This is a genomic window from Kosakonia sp. WA-90, assembly GCF_039871955.1.
Lineage (GTDB): Bacteria > Pseudomonadota > Gammaproteobacteria > Enterobacterales > Enterobacteriaceae > Kosakonia > Kosakonia oryzendophytica.
The window spans coordinates 397,485-416,832 of record NZ_JBDPLJ010000002.1 but is presented as its reverse complement, the minus strand read 5'-3'; the positions used below and the strand labels follow the sequence as shown (position 1 = coordinate 416,832).

Genomic DNA, 19,348 nt, shown 5'->3' with positions numbered 1-19,348 from the left:
GATACTGTGAATTTACTCACAGATTGAAAACGGTTACATCACCGAACATTATAAGTTAGTGATCGAAGCCACAGTTTGTCGACCAGTCACCGAATGGCGGCGCACCAGCGTGGGCATAAAACAATGAGATTCCTGCGGATCCAGCTTTCCTGCGGCACCCAGCAGCGCCAGCTCGGTCGCCAGACGCGCCATCGACGCCACCGGATAGCGCACGGTGGTAAGCTGCGGATCGGTGTAGCGCGCAATCGGGATATCATCGAAACCAATCAACGACAAATGCTGTGGCACAGCAATGCCGTTATCTTTTAGCGCAGTAAGCGCACCAGCGGCCATGCTGTCGTTGTAGGCAAACACCGCCGTGAGCTGCAAATTGCGCCCCAGCAGCTCAACCATGGCCGCTTCCCCGCCCTGCATGTCCGGTGAGCCTGTGCCAACCCAGCTATCCGGTGCAGCTATTCCCTGCTCTTCCAGGGCGCGGAACCAGCCTTCGCGGCGCAAATCGTTATCTTCAATATGGTGGCTGGACGCCAGATAGCCGATGCGCTGATGACCATGGTTAAGCAACATACGCGTTGCCATCATCGCGCCGCTGATGTTATCCAGACAGACGCAGCGATGGGCGTAACCCGGCACCAAACGGTTAATCAACACCATGCCCGGCACCTGCTCCATAAAGCCAGTCAGCTCTTCGTCACTTAACGCTTTCGAGTGAACAATCAATGCATTACAACGCTGGCGGATCAGAACCTCAATGGAGTGGCGTTCTTTTTCCGCCTCGTGATAACTGTTACCAATCAGCACATACTTTTGATGTTGCTGGGCAACGGTATCCACCGCCTTCACCAGTGCGCCGAAGAAGGCATCGGACACATCCATCACCACCACACCAATGGTATCGCTGACCTGCGTGGCCAGCGCCTGAGCGTTGGCATTCGGGCGATAGCCAAGCTGAGCGACCGCCTTCATCACCGTTTCACGCGTATCCTGACTTACCAGCGCACTGTTATTCAGCACGCGGGAGACCGTCGCGACAGAGACGCCCGCCTGACGGGCAACGTCACGAATGGTGATCATTTTTACTCACCTTTGCTGGATTGCGGCAGTTCACAGTCACCCCCTGGGTTTAGTAAGGAGGCTATTCTGTCAGTCGGCGGGAGATTGCTGCGTGAGTGACATCACATGAATGGAAACGGTTACATCCGTTTTGTTAACGATTGTGATCCAGATCGTTATCTGGATGTTCGCGCCAATGCTGTTCCCGCAGCACGTGCGGTACATTGCCGCCACAACCACTCCATCGGGCCCTGACGAAAACGCTTAAGCCACAAGAGAGAAAACAGGATATTGGCAGCCCATACCGGCGGAACAAAGGCCAGCAACTGGAGACGGTCGAACTTCATAAATAAACCGAAGTGATTAAACAAGGTAATACAGATCAACGTTTGCAAGAGGTAGTTGCTTAACGCCATGCGGCCAACGCAGGCGATCGCATTGGCCCATTTGCTGGCGCCAATCTGCGGCCAGAAGCCATACGCCAGAGCGGCATAGCCTATAGCCTGAAACGGTGCGCTCAGTTCGCGCGGTGCCTGCAAAAAAAAGGCACACCAGCGATACGACCAGCCAAGCTGCCACTGCGCGACAATCGCAGGCAGGTTGATCAGCATACCCAGCGTAATCAGCAGCGCGCCAACGCGCCGGTAATGCCGCAGGCTGAATTGCCCTTTCAACCAACCGCTGCGCATCAGCGCTGCTCCCAGCAGCATCAATCCCGCCAGTTGCCAGCCATACTGCGCGCCGAGTGCCAGCAACGCATTCGATAACATATCCGCCCGGTTGCTGATCGCTTCTATCATGCTACCGCTGGTTTTCCACCAGGCTTCATATTGCAGGTTCGCCGCATCCGGTAACCAGGAACGGTTTGGCTGACTGCCGGAAATCCCCCCCAGCAACAGCAGCACCACAATGCCCATCAGATAGAGCACAACGCCGGTATTGAACATCGTCTTCACGCTTTGCGCATCACGCACCATGCGCCAGGCTATCAACCCCACCAGCCCGTAAGCCAGAAGAATATCGCCATCCCAGAAAAAGAGGCCGTGAATAAAGCCCAGCAATACCAGCAAAGTCAGTCGTGACTGGATCCAGCGTTTACCGCGCGGCAACAACATTTGCAAACCCGCGCCAAATAAGAGGGCAAACAGCGACAGGAATTTTACTTGTGCAAAGAGATCGAGAAAGGCCCAGGTCCAGGCGTCACGTTGCGTGATCTCGCCATACCAGGCAGGGTTGGTATAGGCCGCCTTTGGTAACCCGAAGGCGGTGATATTCAGAAGCAGGATCCCAAGAATGGCGATGCCACGAACAAAATCCAGCGTGACATTGCGTTCCATGTCTCCGGCTCCCCGATAATCAGTTATGGTGGCGTACAGCGCGCAGGAACTCCTGGCGGGTATTCTGGCTCGATTTGAACAAACCGCCCAGAGAGGTAGTGGTGGTGGCGCTGGTGGCATCACGAATGCCGCGCGCTTTCACACAATAATGCACTGCATCAATGGATACCGCCACATTATTGGTGCCCAGCAGCGTTTGCAGTGCCGTGAGGATCTGTTGCGTTAAGCGTTCCTGCACCTGAGGACGCTGAGCGAAGAACTGCACAATGCGGTTAATTTTTGATAGACCAATCACCGACTCCTTCGGGATATATGCAACGGTCGCTTTCCCGTCGATGGTGACGAAGTGGTGCTCACAGGTGCTGGTCAGCGTAATATCGCGTACCGTGACCATCTCATCCACTTTCATTTTGTTTTCAATCACGGTGATCTTCGGGAAGTTGGCATAATCGAGGCCGGAGAAGATCTCATCAACATACATTTTGGCAATGCGATGCGGCGTTTCCATCAGGCTGTCATCATTCAGATCGAGGTTAAGCAGTTGCATAATCTCGGTCATGTGCCCGGCAATCAGGCGCTTGCGGGTTTCGTTGTCCGTTTCACGGACCGGCGGACGCAGCGGTGTTTCCAGGCCGCGGGCGACTAAAGCCTCATGGACGAGAGCCGCTTCTTTACTGAGTGATGACATTTTTTATTCTCCTGCAGGTGTGGCGTGCTTCGCCTTTAGCGCAGGCGAAGTGAACAATCATTGTGCGTGAGGTCGCGCACATAATCCAGTCCTGACGCCGATAATTATTGAAATTCCGCCGGCTTTCTGGGTGTCGGTTTCCACACCAGAATCCCCCCTATCAGCAAGGCGAATGCCGCCACCCCAAGTGCCGGTTCAAGACGTTGCGTCAGCCAGGTCGAGAGCGCCGACGTCATCGGCCCCACCAGTTGTCCCAGCGCATAGCCGGTGGTCAGCAACCCGGCCATATAACGGGTGTGATCGGGGGCAAGCTCCCGACCGTACAACAGCGACAACTGTACTGCACAGAGAAAACCACCGCCCACCAGCAGCGCGCCAGTGACCAGACCGCTCATCCCTGGTAGCAGCCATGCCGCCAGCACACCCACGCCCTGTAACCACAGCACTATCGCCAGACGTTGATAGCTTTGGCCCACATGGCGCAGCAAGATGCTTAACACAATCCCCACCACCGACGCCGCGCCAAATACCGGCCAGACAAACTGGGCGAATAAACTGCCAGGGAAACGCAGCGCCGCCATTTGCGAAAGAAATGTCGCGGGCAGGATATAACCAAATCCGGCGAGGCTATAGCTCCATACCAGCCGTATAAGATCCGGCGTCAGGTGCAACGGTTGCGCTTTTACGCCAGGCCGATGCCACTCTCCCGGTCGCGGCAGATAACGCGCGATAAATGCCACCAGTAACAGCGCGAGTACGCCATAGACCTGCCATGCGGATGCCGCGGTCAGTCCTTTGGCCTGGATCGCCACCGCCAACAGACCGCTCAAAGCGATACCCGCGCCCGGCCCGGCAAACACTGCGGCACTCAAGCCCGGCCGCCCGGCATGTGCCAGACGTTCGTTGCTCCAGGCGGCGATCAGCACCATCGCCCAGCCGCTCATTGCGCCGATCACCAGCCGTAATGCGCCGTGCAGCAGTGCGTTATCGGCAATGGATGACAAGAATGTCAGCGCCACCGCACCGCCAATGCCAGCATACAGGCGCAACTCAATATGCTGCCTGGCACGCATCGCATCCCATGCACCCAACAGATAACCGAGATAGTTGATAGCAGCGACCAGTCCGGCACTGGTCAATGTGAGCTGACCATCGCGGATCATTAACGGTACCTGCGGCGTAAAGGCAAAACGCCCGATTCCCATTGCCACCACCAGCACAATAAACCCGCAAAGCGCAACTTTGCGTGCCATGAGCACCCCATTTGTTAAAGTAAAGTTATGTTTATGATGCAATATGTGGCATTTATGCGGAAGTGAAAGTTACTCACAGGGCAATGAATAATCTGTATTATTAAGAATGTCACCCATCTCCCCCCGAAATGACTGAGGAGCCCTGCATGGAATTGCTCGAAGAGCACCGCTGTTTTGAAGGCTGGCAACAGCGCTGGCGCCACGACTCCGCCGTACTCAACTGTACGATGACCTTTAGCATTTTTTTACCGCCACAGCGTACAGCAACGGCGCCACCCGTCCTGTATTGGCTCTCCGGCCTGACCTGCAATGATGAGAATTTCACCACCAAAGCAGGGGCACAACGCGTAGCGGCCGAGCTGGGCATTGTGCTGGTGATGCCGGATACCAGTCCGCGCGGCGACGCGGTGGCCGATGCCGACAGCTACGATTTAGGCAAAGGCGCCGGGTTCTACCTCAACGCCACGCAGCAGCCCTGGGCTGCCCATTACCGGATGTATGACTATCTGCGAGATGAGCTGCCGGCGCTGATCGCTGCGGAATTTAAGGTCAGTTCACGTTGTGCGATCAGCGGTCACTCTATGGGCGGCCACGGCGCGCTGATCATGGCGTTGAAAAACCCGGGTCGTTACACCAGTGTCTCTGCTTTTGCGCCTATCGTTAACCCGTTGCAGGTTCCTTGGGGGCAAAAAGCATTTACGGCTTATCTTGGGGAAGATAGCGAACAGTGGCGAGCCTGGGACAGTTGCGTCCTGATGCTGGAAAGTGGCGAAGCGGATGCTATCCCAACGCTGATTGATCAGGGCGATAACGATCAATTCCTCGCCGATCAACTGCAACCGGCGCGGCTGGCGGAAGCGGCACGGCAAAAATCCTGGCCGCTGACGTTACGTATTCAGTCCGGCTACGATCATAGCTATTACTTTATTGCGTCGTTTATTGAAGATCATCTGCGCTTCCATGCGCAGTATCTGCTGAAGTGATCTCAGCCCCGGCGGTTTCCCACCGCCGGGTTTGCCCGTCAGAAGCGGTAATCCACGGCCATAAAGTAGCGGCGACCTTCTTCGTTGAAGCTGTAGTCGTCGCGATTCAGGTCTTTATCCCCCAGGTTCAGCACACCGGCGCGCAGTTTCACGTTCTTGCTCGCCTGCCAGGCGCCGCCCGCGTTCCAGATAACATAACCGCCAGGCGTCATGCCCTGCGATACGGTACGTTTTTCACCGCTATAGTTTGCGGAGAGATAGAACGACCAGTCCTGCGTCGCTTGCCAGTCCAGCGTACCATTGGCGGTGTGGTACGGCAGATCCTGCAACGGCTTGTTGCCGCCGCCGCTGAGATCGCGACCATCGTTATAGGTGTAGTTCAGCGTCACTTTCCATGCATCGCTCAACGGCACTTTCAGTTCGGTTTCCAGCCCCTGGATCCGCGCTTTATTGACGTTGTAGTAACGGAACACCGGCACCCGTTTGCCGTTAGCATTACGCTCAAAGCCAACGAAGTTGGCGTAACCCGGCGCTTCAGTCAGGCTGGCGGTGCGACTGATATTGATCATATCCTCAATGTTATTCTGGAAGGCGGTCACGCTGCCCTGAACGCCTTCCAGCCATCCCTCTTCGCCGCTGTAGTAAAGACCCAGTTCAAAACTTTCGCTGGTTTCCGGTTTCAGTTCCGGGCTACCCACCACGCGACAACTGCCGCGACAAGAGTTGGTCGCCCAGTCCGGGCTGAGCTGCAACAGTGATGGCGCTTTAAACGCCGTCGCCCAGCCGCCTTTGACCGTGACAGTATCGGTGGCGTTGTACACCAGGTAGGCGCGCGGGCTCCAGTGATCGCCATAGGTGTCATGATCGTCCATGCGCACGCCGGTGGTGAGCGCCAGCGGTTCGACAATACGCCACTCATCTTCCACAAACAGCGCGTACTGGTTGGCTGAGGTTTTGCTACTGCTTCCCCCCGTCAGGTTGACTGGATCCTGTAATTTGTCGTGTCGCCATTCGCCGCCGACAGTGACCAGCTGATTGATGGCACCAAGCGGCAGCACATACTTGCCATCGAGGGTGGTGTTTTGTGAACGAATCTGGCCGCTGTTACCGGGGTTTTTATTGTCGATCGTCTCACCGTAGAATTTCAGCTCACTGTTGCCGACGCCCCAGCGGCCGTTATGCGCCAATGAGTAGTTCTGCCTGTCGAGGCGATTTTTATTCAGCGAGTCGGAATTCCGGTCCTGGCGATCGTAGCCATAACCGGCGGTAACATCCTGATCCGCCGTCGGCGTCCAGGCGAACTCAACGTTGCTGTCACGGCTGGTAAATCCCTCCATCCGCGGCGTAAGGCCACTGGCATCGGTCTGCGAAGGTTGCTGCTGATCTTTCTCGCGCTTCGCTACGCTACCGTATGCTTTCACGCCCAGGACACCCTCAATCAGCGGGCCGCTGGTGTAGAACTGACCATTCCAGCTATCGCCACGATTCCGGTGCTCCTGGACGGTGCTGTCAGCGGTCACACTGCCGGTCCAGCTCTGGCCGATTTTTTTAGTGATGATATTCACCACGCCGCCAAGAGCATCAGAACCATACAGAGAAGACATCGGCCCGCGTACCACTTCAATACGCTCGATGGCTTCCACCGGGATCCAGTTGAGGTCGAAATCGTTGTGGCGGAATACCGCATTGCGGGAGTTGACACGTTTGCCATCAATCAGGATCAAGGTGTAGCTGCTGTCGAGACCGCGCAAACTGACGCCTTTACGGTTATCCCCTTCGTTAGTGAGCTGTACGCCGGGCACCTCTTTCAGTACATCTTTCAGGTTTTGCACCGGCTTACGCTGGAGGTCTTGTTGCGTAATAACGCTGATACTGGCGGGGGCATCTTTCAGGTTCTGTTCGCTGGCTGACGCGGTCACTACCAGCGTTTCATCACGCTCTACGGCAGCCATCGTTGGCAGCGCCAGGGAGAGTGCGGACGCACAGAGGCCTCCCCGGACGATGGGATTCAAGGTAAACATTCCGTAACTCCATGAGGTAACTACAAAAAATTGCGAAAATACTGCTCACATGCAATAAACCACGCCCCATTACATTGATGGGGCGGCGGTGTGTCAGGGGGTATTCTGGCGCTGCAAAAACAGACTGATACCTTGTTATTCAGTGGGTTACACTAATGTAAACGATAACTATTATCAATTTCAGAAGTTCAAAGTTATGTAAATTGTTACAACTCAGGCGGGTCAGGCAGGCAAAAAAAAGCCCTCCGAACAGAGGGCTAAAGAGTGAATTTACTTGGTAAAGCGTTCCGGGAACTCCATTTCGCTGTAACGCACGAAACGGGTGCCTTTAGAGAATTTGTAACCGAACCAGATAACCAGGAACAGCGGAATGCCGATATAGGTCGCAGTGACCGCTCCCCAGTCAATGGTATCAGCAAGAAACGCCTGATAATTCTGCCCCAGGGTAATGATCAGACACAACACGAAGGCGAAGATCGGCCCGATAGGGAAGAAACCAGAGCGGTATGGCAGATTATTCAGTGAATGGCCCTGCGCAACGTAACCACGGCGGAAACGGTAGTGGCTGATGGCTATCCCCAGCCAGGCGATAAAGCCGGTCATCCCGGAGGTATTGAGCAACCACAGGTACACCGTCTGGTTTCCAAACATGGAGGTCAGGAAGCACAACGCAGCAATCACCGTGGTGGCATACAGCGCATTACGCGGCACACCGCCTTTCGATAATTTGGCGAAGATGCGCGGCGCTTTGCCGTCACAGGCCAGGGTGTAAAGCATACGCGTGGAAGCATACATGCCGGAGTTGCCCGCCGACAGCACCGCCGTCAGGATCACCGCATTCATCACCGCCGCCGCTGAGAGCAGGCCCGCATGCTCGAACACCAGGGTGAACGGGCTTACGCTGATATCTTTCACATCATTGCGCAGCAGACTCGGGTCGGTATAAGGAATAATCAGACTGATAATCAGGATCGCAAAGACATAAAACAGCAGGATACGCCAGAACACCTGCCGCACCGCGCGCGGAATGTTCTTTTCCGGATCTTCCGATTCACCCGCCGCGATGCCAATCAGTTCCGTCCCCTGGAAGGAGAAGCCGACAATCATCGCCACGCCAATCATCGCCGATAAACCGCCAGCAAACGGCGCATCGCCGATGGCCCAGTTACTCCAGCCTGCCGGTTTTTCCCCCTGGAAAATACCGACAATCATCATCACACCAACAATGATAAAGATAATCACCGTCGCCACTTTAATCAGCGAGAACCAGTACTCCGCTTCGCCAAACCCTTTTACGGAGATGTAGTTCAGCAGGAAAATCACGGCCAGGAACAACGCGCTCCAGATCCAGCCCGGTGTATCCGGGAACCACCAGGTCATCACCAATTGCGATGCAACCAGGTCAACGGCGATGGTTACCGCCCAGTTGTACCAGTAGTTCCAGCCCAGTGCGAAGCCAAAGCCCTCTTCCACATACTTCTGACCATAGGTCGAGAATGAGCCGGACACCGGCATAAACGCGGCAAGTTCGCCAAGGCTGGTCATCAGGAAGTAGACCATCAGACCAATAAGAATATAAGAGAACAGCGCGCCACCCGGGCCCGCTGAAGAAATGGTCGCTCCTGATGCGACAAACAACCCGGTACCGATTGAACCGCCAATCGCGATCATCGTCAGGTGACGCGCCTTCAGTTCACGACGCAGCGTGGGCGCTTGTGTGGTTTTTGTTTCGGAAACCATAAGAAAAAGCTATCCATCCAAAAAATGAGGCGCGATTGTAGCAAACGAAACGCAGCCCTTCTGGCATAAAACGTCTGTTATTAGAGACCTTCATGATAGGCAGCGAATTATAAGTAAAGCAGTGAATGGGCAATGTTGCGAGGATGTAAATAAGCTCCCGCAGGGCTGCGGGAGCGGCGGATCAATTCAGACCACGAACCGAGGCGATAAACTGTTGCAGTTCTGGCGTGCGTGGCTGCGTGAAGAAGGACTTACTCTCCCCCTGCTCCCAGACTTTACCCTGATGCATAAACACCACACGGTCGCCCACTTCACGGGCGAAATTCATTTCATGCGTGACGAGGATCAGCGTCATCCCTTCAGCGGCAAGCTGCTCAAGCACACGCAGCACCTCGCCGACCAGTTCCGGATCCAGCGCAGAGGTAATTTCATCACACAGCAAGACTTTCGGTTTCATCGCCAATGCACGGGCAATCGCCACACGTTGCTGTTGCCCACCGGAGAGGTTCGCCGGGTAGTAATCAATACGTTCGCCCAGCCCCACTTTTTCCAGCATTTCAGTGGCCAGCTTACGGCACGCATCGGCAGGCAATTTCAATACCCGGCGGGGTGCCAGCATCACATTCTCCAGCGCGGTCATATGCGGAAACAAGTTGAAGTTTTGAAAAACCATGCCCACAGAACGGCTGATTTCCCGCGCCTGAGACTCCCTATCGGTGACAGTCATACCGCCGAGCTTAATGCTGCCATCCTGGTAACCTTCCAGCCCATTCATACAGCGTAATAATGTACTTTTGCCAGAGCCGCTACGGCCAATAATCGACACCACTTCGCCCATTTCGATATCCAGGCTTACGCCTTTTAATACGTGGTTGTCGCCATAATATTTCTGAACATCATTAATGGTGATGAGCGGCATGGAACTTTTTCTCCAGATAACGGCTGTAACGCGACAGCGGATAACACAGCAGGAAGTAGCCCAGTGCGACCAGGCCAAAGACTTTAAACGGGGCAAAGGTCACGTTATTCAGCATCGTCCCGGCTTTGGTTAACTCAACAAAACCGATGATCGATGCCAGCGCCGTGCCCTTGATCACCTGCACAGAAAAGCCCACCGTGGGCGCAATAGCAATGCGTATCGCCTGCGGTGCGACCACGCGAAATAACGTCTGCCCGAAGCTTAATCCCAGGCAGCGACAGGCTTCCCACTGCCCTTTCGGTAGGGCGTTGATACTGCCGTACCAGATATCAAGCAGAAACGCGCTGGTAAATAACGTGAGCGCCAGCGTAGCGGCGGTCCATGCGCTTACATCGATACCGAACAGCGCCAGGCCGAAAAAAGCGAGGAACAGTTGCATCAGCAACGGCGTGCCCTGAAACAGCGCGGCATAACCGCTGATCAGGCGTTTTGGCCAGCGCCAGCGGCTAATGCGCAGTACCAGCAGTGGCAGCGTGACCAGCGTGCCGCACAGAAAAGCAATCAGCGACAGCAGCACCGTCCAGCGCGCCGCCAGCAGCAGATTGCGCAGAATATCCCAGTCGGTAAAGGTACTCATCAGCCCTCGCTCCCTAACCATTTACGGCCAATCGCCAGCAACACCTGGCGCATCAGCAGCGAAAGCGCCAGATACAGCAATGTGGTGACGAAATAGACTTCAAAACTTAAAAACGTGCGCGACTGGATCAGGTTGGCCATAAAGGTCAGCTCTTCATAAGAGACTTGTGAGACCACCGACGAACCGAGCATCACGATAATGCACTGACTGACCAGTGCAGGATAAATGCGCTTCAGGGAGGGCGGCAGGATCACCCGCAAAAAGGTCTGGGATTTGGTCAGCCCCAACACACGCGCCGCTTCCCACTGCCCTTTCGGCGTGACCTGGATCCCGGCGCGAATAATCTCCGTGCTATACGCGCCGAGGTTGACCAGCATGGCGATCAGTGCCGCTTCTCCGGCGGTCAGTTTCATTCCAAGACTGGGCAAGCCAAACACAATAAAAAACAGTTGCACCACAAACGGCGTATTGCGGATCAACTCCACATATACCCCCCATAATGCGCTTAGCAGACCGGGTTTTCCGCTGCGCAGGGCGGCACCGACAATCCCCAGCGACACACCGCCGACCGTCGCCAGTGCGGTGAGCGTCAGGGTAGTCCACAATCCGGCCAGCAGCTCTGGCCAGAAGGGCCAGAGCGCAGCGAAATCAAGCGAAGTCGTCATGCGTTTATGCGCCGAAGTTGGCCGGTAACGGTGCCTGCATCCATTTCTGCGACAGGGTGTTCAGTGAGCCATCTTTTAGCGCCTGATCCACCAGCTTATCGACTTCAGCTTTCAGTGCCGGTTCGTTTTTCATCAGCCCGATATAGCACGGTGAGTCTTTCAGCATAAACTGGCTGACCGGGGCTTTTTGCGGGTTTTGACGCGCAATAGCGGCAACGACCACGTTCCCGGTGGCAAGATACTGGACCTGCCCGGACATGTACGCCGACAGCGTGGTGTTATTGTCTTCGTAACGTTTCACGTCCGCGTCTTTCGGCGCGATATCGGTCAACACCATATCTTCAACCGCGCCGCGGGTAACGCCGATGGATTTGCCGCTCAATGCTTTCGCATCAGGTAATGTTGCCTCCTTTGGACCAAATACCCCAAGGAAGAACGGCGCGTACGCCCGGCTGAAGTCGATCACTTTTTCACGTTCGGCATTTTTCCCAAGGCTTGAGATAACCAGATCAACTTTGTTCGTTTGCAGGTAGGGAACACGGTTGGCGCTGGTGACCGGCACCAGTTGCAACTTCACTTTCATGCCTTTCGCCAGGTACTCCGCCATATCAATGTCGTAACCCTGTGGTTTCAGATCCGTACCCACCGAGCCAAAGGGAGGAAAATCCTGGGGTACGGCAACGCGCAACACACCGCGCTTCTGAATATCCTGTAACTGATCCGCCAGTGCCTGCCCGGCGCATGTCATCATTAATGCCGCACCGGCTGCCGCCATCATCCACTTCTTCATCATCAACACCTCATCGCCCATGAAACAAAAGATTCTTTGATTCACTTTTTGCAACTAATGTGCCAATGCGATATATCGCGCTCAGTGCACGTAATCCGTAGGATTCCAGGATGAATCGATAGTTTCATTGCTGCGTCCGCTCCCTAAAAAAGTGCAGACGCATGATGATGGTGCAATCAGAGGGCGCAGTAGCGAATAAAACGGTTCAGCGCACTGGAAAGGTGTTTTTGCCGGTGATGAATGCGCCACAAGGTGCGCACCAGGCGAGGTAGCGGGATCGGGACTTCAACCAGCGTGCCACTCTCAAGCTGTTCAGCAATAACCCGGCGGGAGAGACAACTGATACCCAGACCGTGGCGAACCGCGTGCTTAATGGCTTCGGAATTGCCCAGTTCCATGCCGAGATGAAACTGCGGCAAATGCGACAGCAGCAAATAGTCGACAATTTCGCGGGTGCCGGAGCCGCGTTCACGCAGGATCCACGGCGCTGCGGCCAGTCGCTCCAGCGTGACTTCCCTCTGCAACAGCGGCGCAGAAGGGGCGGCGAACACCACCAGTTCATCCTCAAGCCAGGGCTCAGCAATGATTTCTGCAGTGTGGCTCGGCCCTTCAATCAGGCCAATGTCCACACGAAAATCCGCCACGGCATTGATCACATCCTGACTGTTGCCCACGCTCAGCTCCAGCGGTAACTCCGGAAAATCGCGGCGGTAGCGGGCAATCACTTCCGGCAGAATGTAATTGCCTATGGTGCTACTGGCAAACACCCGCAGCGCACCATTGTCTTCACGAAAGAGTTGCTCTATTTCCGTTGCCTGCTCCAGCGCCGCCAGTGCTTTGGGATAGAGCAGCCGACCATGCTCATTGACCACCAGCCGTTTACCGACGCGATCGAATAACTGCACACCCAGTTGGCCTTCCAGGTCGGTGAGAGCTGCGCTTACCGCCGACTGAGAGAGCGCCAGCCGCTGTGAAGCCTGGGTGGTGGAGCCGCTTTTCAGCACTTCAGCAAAGACTTCAAGCTGACGCAAAGTAATATGCATAGAGAGGTCACTTACCACTTATAAAGATTGATTATAAATATATAATCAATTTTACCTTTAAACCAGCCCGCCGTACCCTTTTCTCCATTGAAAGGAGAAGGTTATGACAGAAATCACATTACACACTGCTCGCCATCCTGCATGGCGTTTCGCCCCCGGGCTGCTACTCAGTATGCTTATCACCGGTGCGGCTCTCTGGCTCGGTAATTTTCCGTCTATTGCCGGCATCGGTTTCAGTGCACTGACGCTGGCAATCCTGATCGGTATGGTCGTGGGCAATACGGTTTACCCGCACCTGCATCGTTCATGCGATAGCGGAGTGTTGTTCGCCAAACAGCATCTACTGCGGCTGGGTATTATTCTTTATGGCTTCCGTTTGACCTTTTCGCAAATCGCAGAGGTCGGCGTCAGCGGGATCGTCATCGATGTGCTGACGCTGTCCGGCACCTTCTTGCTGGCCTGCGTACTGGGGCAACGTCTCTTCGGGCTGGATAAAAAAACCAGTTGGCTTATTGGCGCGGGCAGCAGTATCTGTGGCGCAGCAGCTGTGCTTGCCACAGAGCCGGTGGTGAAGGCTGAGTCCAGCAAAGTGACGGTTGCCGTCGCCACGGTGGTGATATTCGGGACGCTGGCGATCTTTATCTATCCTGCGCTTTATCCCCTGCTGACGCACTGGTTCAGCCCGGAAACCTACGGGATCTGGATGGGCTCCACGGTGCACGAAGTCGCGCAGGTCGTTGCCGCCGGGCATGCTATCAGCCCGGAAACGGAAAATGCGGCGGTGATTGCAAAAATGCTGCGGGTAATGATGCTGGCCCCCTTTTTATTGCTGCTGGCAGCCCGCGTTAAACAACTCAGCCCGGATACTGACGACGCGAAAAGTAAACTCACGATCCCGTGGTTTGCGCTGGGCTTTATTGCTGTGGCCTGCTTCAACTCATTTCACCTGCTACCTTCAGCGTTGCTCCAGGCGCTGAATACACTGGATACCTTACTGTTGGCGATGGCGATGGCGGCACTGGGTCTGACTACCCATATCAGTGCACTGAAAAACGCCGGAGCGAAACCACTGGCATTGGGACTGGTGCTGTTTATCTGGTTGATCGTTGGCGGCGGTGCGATAAACCTGGTGGTTCACCATCTGATGGCATAAACCACTACATCCCTTTCCTGCAGACCCGCTATGATGGTTTCTTTCCCCTGGCGGGTTTTAAGGAGTTGTTATGAAATACATTGGTGCGCATGTGAGCGCCTCAGGTGGAGTGGCGAACGCCGCCATCCGCGCCGCCGAAATCGACGCGACCGCGTTTGCGCTCTTTACCAAGAATCAGCGTCAGTGGCGCGCTGCGCCGCTGAGTACAGAAACCATAGATGAGTTCAAAGCCGCCTGCGAAAAATACCATTTCCAACCCGGGCAGATCCTGCCGCACGACAGCTACCTGATAAACCTTGGGCACCCGGTCGCCGATGCGCTGGAAAAATCCCGCGACGCGTTTATTGACGAGCTGACGCGCTGCCAGCAACTGGGGCTGACGTTGCTGAACTTCCACCCCGGCAGCCACCTGATGCAGATTCCGGAAGAGGCCTGTCTGGCGCGGATTGCCGAGTCGATCAATATCGCGCTGGCGCAAACCGAAGGTGTCACCGCTGTGATCGAAAACACCGCAGGCCAGGGCAGCAATCTGGGCTTCCGCTTTGAACATCTGGCGGCCATTATTGATGGTGTGGAAGACAAGTCCCGCGTTGGCGTCTGCATTGATACCTGCCATGCTTTTGCCGCCGGGTATGATTTACGCACCGCGAAAGCCACCGCCGAGACGTTTGCTGAATTCGACCGCGTGGTGGGTTTCAACTATCTGCGTGGAATGCATCTGAATGATGCGAAAAGCACCTTCGGCAGCCGTGTCGACCGCCACCACTCGCTCGGCGAGGGCAACATCGGCCACGATGCGTTTCGCTGGATTATGCAAGACAGCCGTTTTGATGGCATTCCCCTGATTCTGGAGACCATTAATCCTGATATCTGGGCAGAAGAGATCGCCTGGCTGAAAGCGCAACAAACCGCCGACGCCGCAGCATAAAAAAGGGCCGCAAACGCGGCCCTTCTGATATCCCTGGTACTGACACTGTATTACGCAGCTTTTGCAACCACTGCTTCTGTTTCCGGACGTTTCAGGAAGGCATACACCAGACCGGCCAGCAACGTACCTGCAACGATAGAGAGCAGGTAGCCCACCACCGGGGTAATTGCTCCCGGGATCAGCAGGACAAACAGACCACCGTGCGGTGCCATCAGTTTCGCGCCAATCGCCATGGAGATAGCGCCAGTCAGCGCGCCACCGGCGATACAGCACGGGATAACACGCATCGGGTCACGGGCAGCAAACGGAATCGCACCTTCAGAGATAAAGCACAGACCGAGAACCAGGGCGGCTTTACCACCTTCACGCTGGCCTTTATCGAACTTGTTGCGTGCAACCAGTGTCGCCAGACCCATTGCCAGCGGCGGCACCATACCGGCAGCCATAATCGCCGCCATCGGTGCGTAAGTCTGGGTACTCAGCAGGCCCACACCAAATGCGTACGCCGCTTTGTTCACCGGGCCACCCATATCGGTACACATCATGCCACCGAGGATTGCGCCCAGCAGAACCGCGTTAGCCGTGCCCATGGTTTGCAGCCAGGAGGTCAAACCCGCAAGGATTTTCGCAACCGGCGTACCAATCAGGTAGATCATCGCCAGGCCGACAATCAGGCTGGAGAACAACGGAATGATCAGAATCGGTTTCAGCGCTTCCATACTTGGCGGCAGCTTGACGTTTTTGCTGATCGCTTTCGCAAGGTAACCTGCAAGGAAGCCGGCAATAATACCGCCGATAAAGCCGGAACCAGTGCTGACGGCCAGCATACCGCCGATAAGACCCGGCGTCAGACCCGGACGGTCAGCAATGGAGAAGGCGATGTAACCTGCCAGCACCGGCACCATCAGTGCGAATGCAGAACCCCCACCGATCTTCATCAGCGCGGCCGCCAGCGTACCTTCTTCTTTAAACGCCGTGATACCAAAGGCAAACGAGAGAGCAATCAACAAACCACCCGCGACGACCATCGGCAGCATGTAGGAGACGCCCGTCAGCAGATGGCGATATGCGCCAGCGCTCTCTTGCTTAGTTTCTGTTGCTTCCGACTGTGCTTTGCCGGACGGTTGGTACGTTTTGGCTTCCGCTACGGCTTTATCCAGTTCCTGGGCTGTTTTCTTCAGCGCCAGGCCGGTAGTGGTGCGGTACATCGGTTTGCCAGCGAATTTCGCCAGGTCCACTTCGATATCCGCCGCCACCATCACCAGATCGGCTTGCGCCACTTCTTCCGGCGTGATGGCATTGCCCGCGCCTACGGAACCACGGGTTTCCACTTTCACCCACCAGCCGCGTTTTTTCGCTTCGGTTTCGATCGCTTCCGCCGCCATAAAGGTGTGCGCTACCCCTGTCGGACAGGCAGTAACAGCAACAATGCGTTTTGGACCACTGGTCGCCGCCACAGTAGCGGCCACCGGTGCTGTGTAGGGCTTCGCGTGATTTTTCGCTTCGCTCAGGAACAGCTCAGGGTGCGCCACTGCGCGATTAATATCGCCCAGCCAGACTTTTTTCCCACTCAGTGCACTGTCATTCGGCACCTGGCTGCCCAAAACGATAGCCAGTTCCGCTTCGCCAGGGTTATCGATGAATTGCAGATTTGCACTCTGTGCAGCCGCGCCCAGCAAGGTCTTCGCCATATAAGCGCGGGCCTGCCCGAGTTCGGAATCTATTATCAGCAGCGTTTTCATTATGCCTCTCCTGCTGTTAGTTGAAGGGTTTTAAGTCAACTCGCGCCATCATCGCGGCTAACTGGGTACGATCGGTAATACCTACGTTACTCTGACTGACCGCCAGTGCAGCAACAGCAGTGGCCAGGCGTAACGTATGTTCACTGGATTCACGCATCAGCAGACCATAAATCAGACCACCGACCATTGAATCCCCTGCGCCAACGGTGCTTACCACTTCCATTGACGGCGGTTTGGCGATCCATTCGCCCGAAGCGTTAACCCACAACGCCCCTTCTGCTCCCAGAGAGATCACCACATGGGCGATACCCTGTTCGCGAAGCCCATGAGCGGCTTCAATGACATCCTTCAATTCCGGCAACTTACGACCCGCCCAGATTTCCAGTTCACGGCGGTTCGGTTTCACCAGCCACGGCGCGGCTTTCAAACCGGCCACCAGCGCTTCGCGGCTGCTGTCAAAAATAATGCATGGACACTGGCTACGCAGGCGCGTCATCCAGTCGGTAAAGGCTTCCGGGCTAACGCCTGAGGGCAGACTGCCGCTCACGCAGACCATATCGAACTGACCCAGCCAGGTCAGCGAGTCGGCAACAAAACGCTCCCAGTCGGTCGGTGTCACTTCAAAACCTGAGAAATTCAGATCGGTGACTTCACCATCTTTTTCCGTCAGCTTGACGTTGATGCGGGTACGCCCTTGCACCACCTGGAAACGGTTAGCAATGCCCAGCTCGCTGAACAACTGCTGGAATCCGTCCTGGTTATCTTTGCCAAGGAAACCGCCAACGGTCACGTCGATGCCAAGGTCTTTCAACACTTTCGCAACGTTGATGCCTTTACCCGCGGCGTGCAGGCCCGTCGTACGAACCAGGTTCACTTCACCGCGTTCAATTTCAGGGGTATACCCCACCAGATCATAGGCCGGATTAAGCGTAATGGTGGCAACACGTCTGCTCATTTATGCGCCCTCTCCCAAACCTGCGGCAATCGCTTCGCCGATTGCTTTCAGCGCTTGTTCAGCATCATCCCCTTGCGCTGTGAAACGCAGGCGGTGACCTTTCTTCACGCCCAGCGCAACCACTTTCATCAGGCTGCGGCCATTGGCCGGTTTTCCGGTACCGTCCAGGTTTGCAACGGTGATTTCACTGTTAAATTGTTTGATGGTGTTCACCAGCATCGTGCCCGGGCGGGCATGCAGACCGTGCTCATTGCGGACAACAAACTCTGCACTCAGCAGATCGTCGGCCATCGCATCGTCGCTGGTCAGCAGCGCCAGCAGCGTTGCGGTATCGGCATTCAACAGATGTTCAGCTTTGTTGCTCAGCAGCAGATCGCTCAGGCGCTTCAGCACCGTGACCGGCTGTTCGTCCACCATCGCAACGCTGACCAGCAGCGCAGCCTGCTCGCCATTCACGTCAAACGGCGTGGCAGCGCGGCTTACGGCAACAGCGCTCAGCAGGTTGCCTTCAGCACTGTCATTCAGCCAGATGCCCTGACCAAGGTTCAGCGGTTGTTCATTGATAGCGCGGGTAACATAAGTTGCATCAACCGCACCGACTTCTTTCAGACGTGCAGCGTTCAGCGCTTGCAGGGTCACCAGATCGCTGGCAACTACATCGAGGGTCAGTGTTTCACTATCCAGCTTCAGTGACGCGCCCTGTTTTTCACCCATCAGCAGCGCACGCAGCTCTTCCGCTGTGGTTGCGGATTGCAGCTCTGCAGCCACGGAGTCATCACTCAGCACATGAGTCAGCTGACGCAGCAGGCCAAGGTGTTCATCAGAACTGGCGGCAATACCAATAGCAACATACGCGACCTGTCCTTCGCTCCACAGGATGCCCTGCGGGAACTGGAACACTTTTACACCGGTTTTCAGCACCTGATCACGGGTATCCGTGGTGCCGTGTGGGATCGCGATGCCGTTGCCTAAATAGGTGGAGGTTTGCTGCTCGCGCGCCAGCATGCCGTTGACGTAGCCGTCAGCAACGTTGCCTGCTTCTACCAGCGCAGCCGCGATCTGGCGGATGGCCTCTTCTTTATTGCCGGCCTGCTGACCGGGATGGATGTCCTGAACGGATAACTGGAACATGTGACCCTCTCCTGCTGAAATTGAATCGTTTCAGCTAACTTGAGAAATGATGCGTCACCGCCCTGGTTCAGACATTACACGATGACGCTGAAACGTTTCAATGAGTCTTCACCTTTTTACTTCAGCAATCAAGAAATCTCTGAATTTTCGTTGCGAAATTTAGAGGTACAGCACATTTCATCATTAGCTGATGCAAATTTGCTGAACTTATTTTTACCTTCAGCAAGCAAACGTCAGCAGCGGTCAGCTTTAATAACGCGGGGTAAAATAGCCGTCTGCATTTTCACGGCGATCGCACCGCAGGATCTGT

The 19,348-nt window shown here is 55.5% G+C and carries 17 protein-coding genes; 3 read left to right on the top strand and 14 right to left on the bottom strand.

Translation table 11 applies throughout. The features are described 5' to 3' along the window. Positions 1-48: 48 nt before the first annotated feature. From galS to ABGA49_RS05155, 4 genes are all read right to left on the bottom strand, one after another. Entirely contained in the window at positions 49-1,074 is a 1,026-nt protein-coding gene (gene galS, locus ABGA49_RS05170; protein WP_061493999.1) for an HTH-type transcriptional regulator GalS, read from the bottom strand. Between the two features lie 155 nt (positions 1,075-1,229). After that, positions 1,230-2,390, bottom strand: a complete 1,161-nt coding sequence (yeiB, locus tag ABGA49_RS05165) for a DUF418 domain-containing protein YeiB (protein WP_061493998.1) — start codon at positions 2,388-2,390, stop codon at positions 1,230-1,232. Between the two features lie 19 nt (positions 2,391-2,409). After that, positions 2,410-3,078, bottom strand: a complete 669-nt coding sequence (gene folE, locus ABGA49_RS05160) for a GTP cyclohydrolase I FolE (RefSeq protein WP_061493997.1) — start codon at positions 3,076-3,078, stop codon at positions 2,410-2,412. 104 nt (positions 3,079-3,182) lie between these two features. After that, positions 3,183-4,331 carry a YbfB/YjiJ family MFS transporter gene (locus ABGA49_RS05155; RefSeq protein WP_347665226.1) on the bottom strand — a complete coding sequence of 383 codons (1,149 nt, stop codon included), beginning with the start codon at positions 4,329-4,331 and terminating at the stop codon, positions 3,183-3,185. A gap of 146 nt (positions 4,332-4,477) precedes the next feature. Between ABGA49_RS05155 and fghA the strand changes: the two genes are divergently transcribed. Next, positions 4,478-5,314, top strand: coding sequence for an S-formylglutathione hydrolase (fghA, locus tag ABGA49_RS05150; RefSeq protein ID WP_061493995.1), 837 nt, complete (start codon positions 4,478-4,480; stop codon positions 5,312-5,314). A 38-nt stretch (positions 5,315-5,352) separates the two neighbouring features. Here fghA and cirA read toward each other — a convergent pair whose 3' ends face one another. The 7 genes from cirA to yieE form a co-directional block, all read right to left on the bottom strand. Beyond that, positions 5,353-7,335 (bottom strand): catecholate siderophore receptor CirA, encoded by a 1,983-nt coding sequence (cirA, locus tag ABGA49_RS05145; protein ID WP_347665225.1) that lies wholly within the window; start codon positions 7,333-7,335, stop codon positions 5,353-5,355. 270 nt (positions 7,336-7,605) lie between these two features. Beyond that, positions 7,606-9,075: an amino acid permease gene (locus ABGA49_RS05140; protein ID WP_347665224.1), complete on the bottom strand. Its 1,470-nt coding sequence runs from the start codon at positions 9,073-9,075 to the stop codon at positions 7,606-7,608. A 181-nt stretch (positions 9,076-9,256) separates the two neighbouring features. Continuing rightward, complete coding sequence (locus ABGA49_RS05135) at positions 9,257-9,994, bottom strand: amino acid ABC transporter ATP-binding protein (RefSeq protein WP_061493992.1); 738 nt, start codon at positions 9,992-9,994, stop codon at positions 9,257-9,259. Continuing rightward, complete coding sequence (locus ABGA49_RS05130) at positions 9,975-10,631, bottom strand: amino acid ABC transporter permease (RefSeq protein WP_061493991.1); 657 nt, start codon at positions 10,629-10,631, stop codon at positions 9,975-9,977. Before ABGA49_RS05130 ends, ABGA49_RS05135 begins: the two co-directional genes overlap by 20 nt. Beyond that, positions 10,631-11,296, bottom strand: a complete 666-nt coding sequence (locus ABGA49_RS05125; RefSeq protein ID WP_134317885.1) for an amino acid ABC transporter permease — start codon at positions 11,294-11,296, stop codon at positions 10,631-10,633. Before ABGA49_RS05125 ends, ABGA49_RS05130 begins: the two co-directional genes overlap by 1 nt. 4 nt (positions 11,297-11,300) lie before the next feature. After that, positions 11,301-12,086, bottom strand: coding sequence for a transporter substrate-binding domain-containing protein (locus ABGA49_RS05120; RefSeq protein ID WP_061499851.1), 786 nt, complete (start codon positions 12,084-12,086; stop codon positions 11,301-11,303). Positions 12,087-12,262: 176 nt separating this feature from the next. Next, positions 12,263-13,129 (bottom strand): DNA-binding transcriptional regulator YeiE, encoded by an 867-nt coding sequence (yieE, locus tag ABGA49_RS05115; RefSeq protein WP_347665223.1) that lies wholly within the window; start codon positions 13,127-13,129, stop codon positions 12,263-12,265. Positions 13,130-13,232: 103 nt separating this feature from the next. On the opposite strand from yieE, the gene ABGA49_RS05110 reads away from it, so the two are divergent. Next, complete coding sequence (locus tag ABGA49_RS05110; protein WP_347665222.1) at positions 13,233-14,282, top strand: YeiH family putative sulfate export transporter; 1,050 nt, start codon at positions 13,233-13,235, stop codon at positions 14,280-14,282. Positions 14,283-14,352: 70 nt separating this feature from the next. Continuing rightward, positions 14,353-15,210 carry a deoxyribonuclease IV gene (gene nfo, locus ABGA49_RS05105; protein ID WP_134317883.1) on the top strand — a complete coding sequence of 286 codons (858 nt, stop codon included), beginning with the start codon at positions 14,353-14,355 and terminating at the stop codon, positions 15,208-15,210. A 50-nt stretch (positions 15,211-15,260) separates the two neighbouring features. Here the strand turns inward: nfo and fruA are convergent, their stop codons facing one another. The 3 genes from fruA to fruB are packed head-to-tail and all read right to left on the bottom strand — an operon-like array spanning position 15,261 to position 19,038. After that, the gene (gene fruA / locus ABGA49_RS05100; protein WP_061493986.1) at positions 15,261-16,952 is read right to left on the bottom strand and encodes a PTS fructose transporter subunit IIBC; all 1,692 of its coding nucleotides are present in this window, start codon (positions 16,950-16,952) and stop codon (positions 15,261-15,263) included. 16 nt (positions 16,953-16,968) lie between these two features. After that, positions 16,969-17,907, bottom strand: a complete 939-nt coding sequence (gene fruK / locus ABGA49_RS05095; RefSeq protein ID WP_061493985.1) for a 1-phosphofructokinase — start codon at positions 17,905-17,907, stop codon at positions 16,969-16,971. Beyond that, a complete protein-coding gene (fruB, locus tag ABGA49_RS05090) occupies positions 17,908-19,038 on the bottom strand; it encodes a fused PTS fructose transporter subunit IIA/HPr protein (protein ID WP_061493984.1) in 1,131 nt (376 codons plus the stop codon). Positions 19,039-19,348 lie beyond the last annotated feature (310 nt).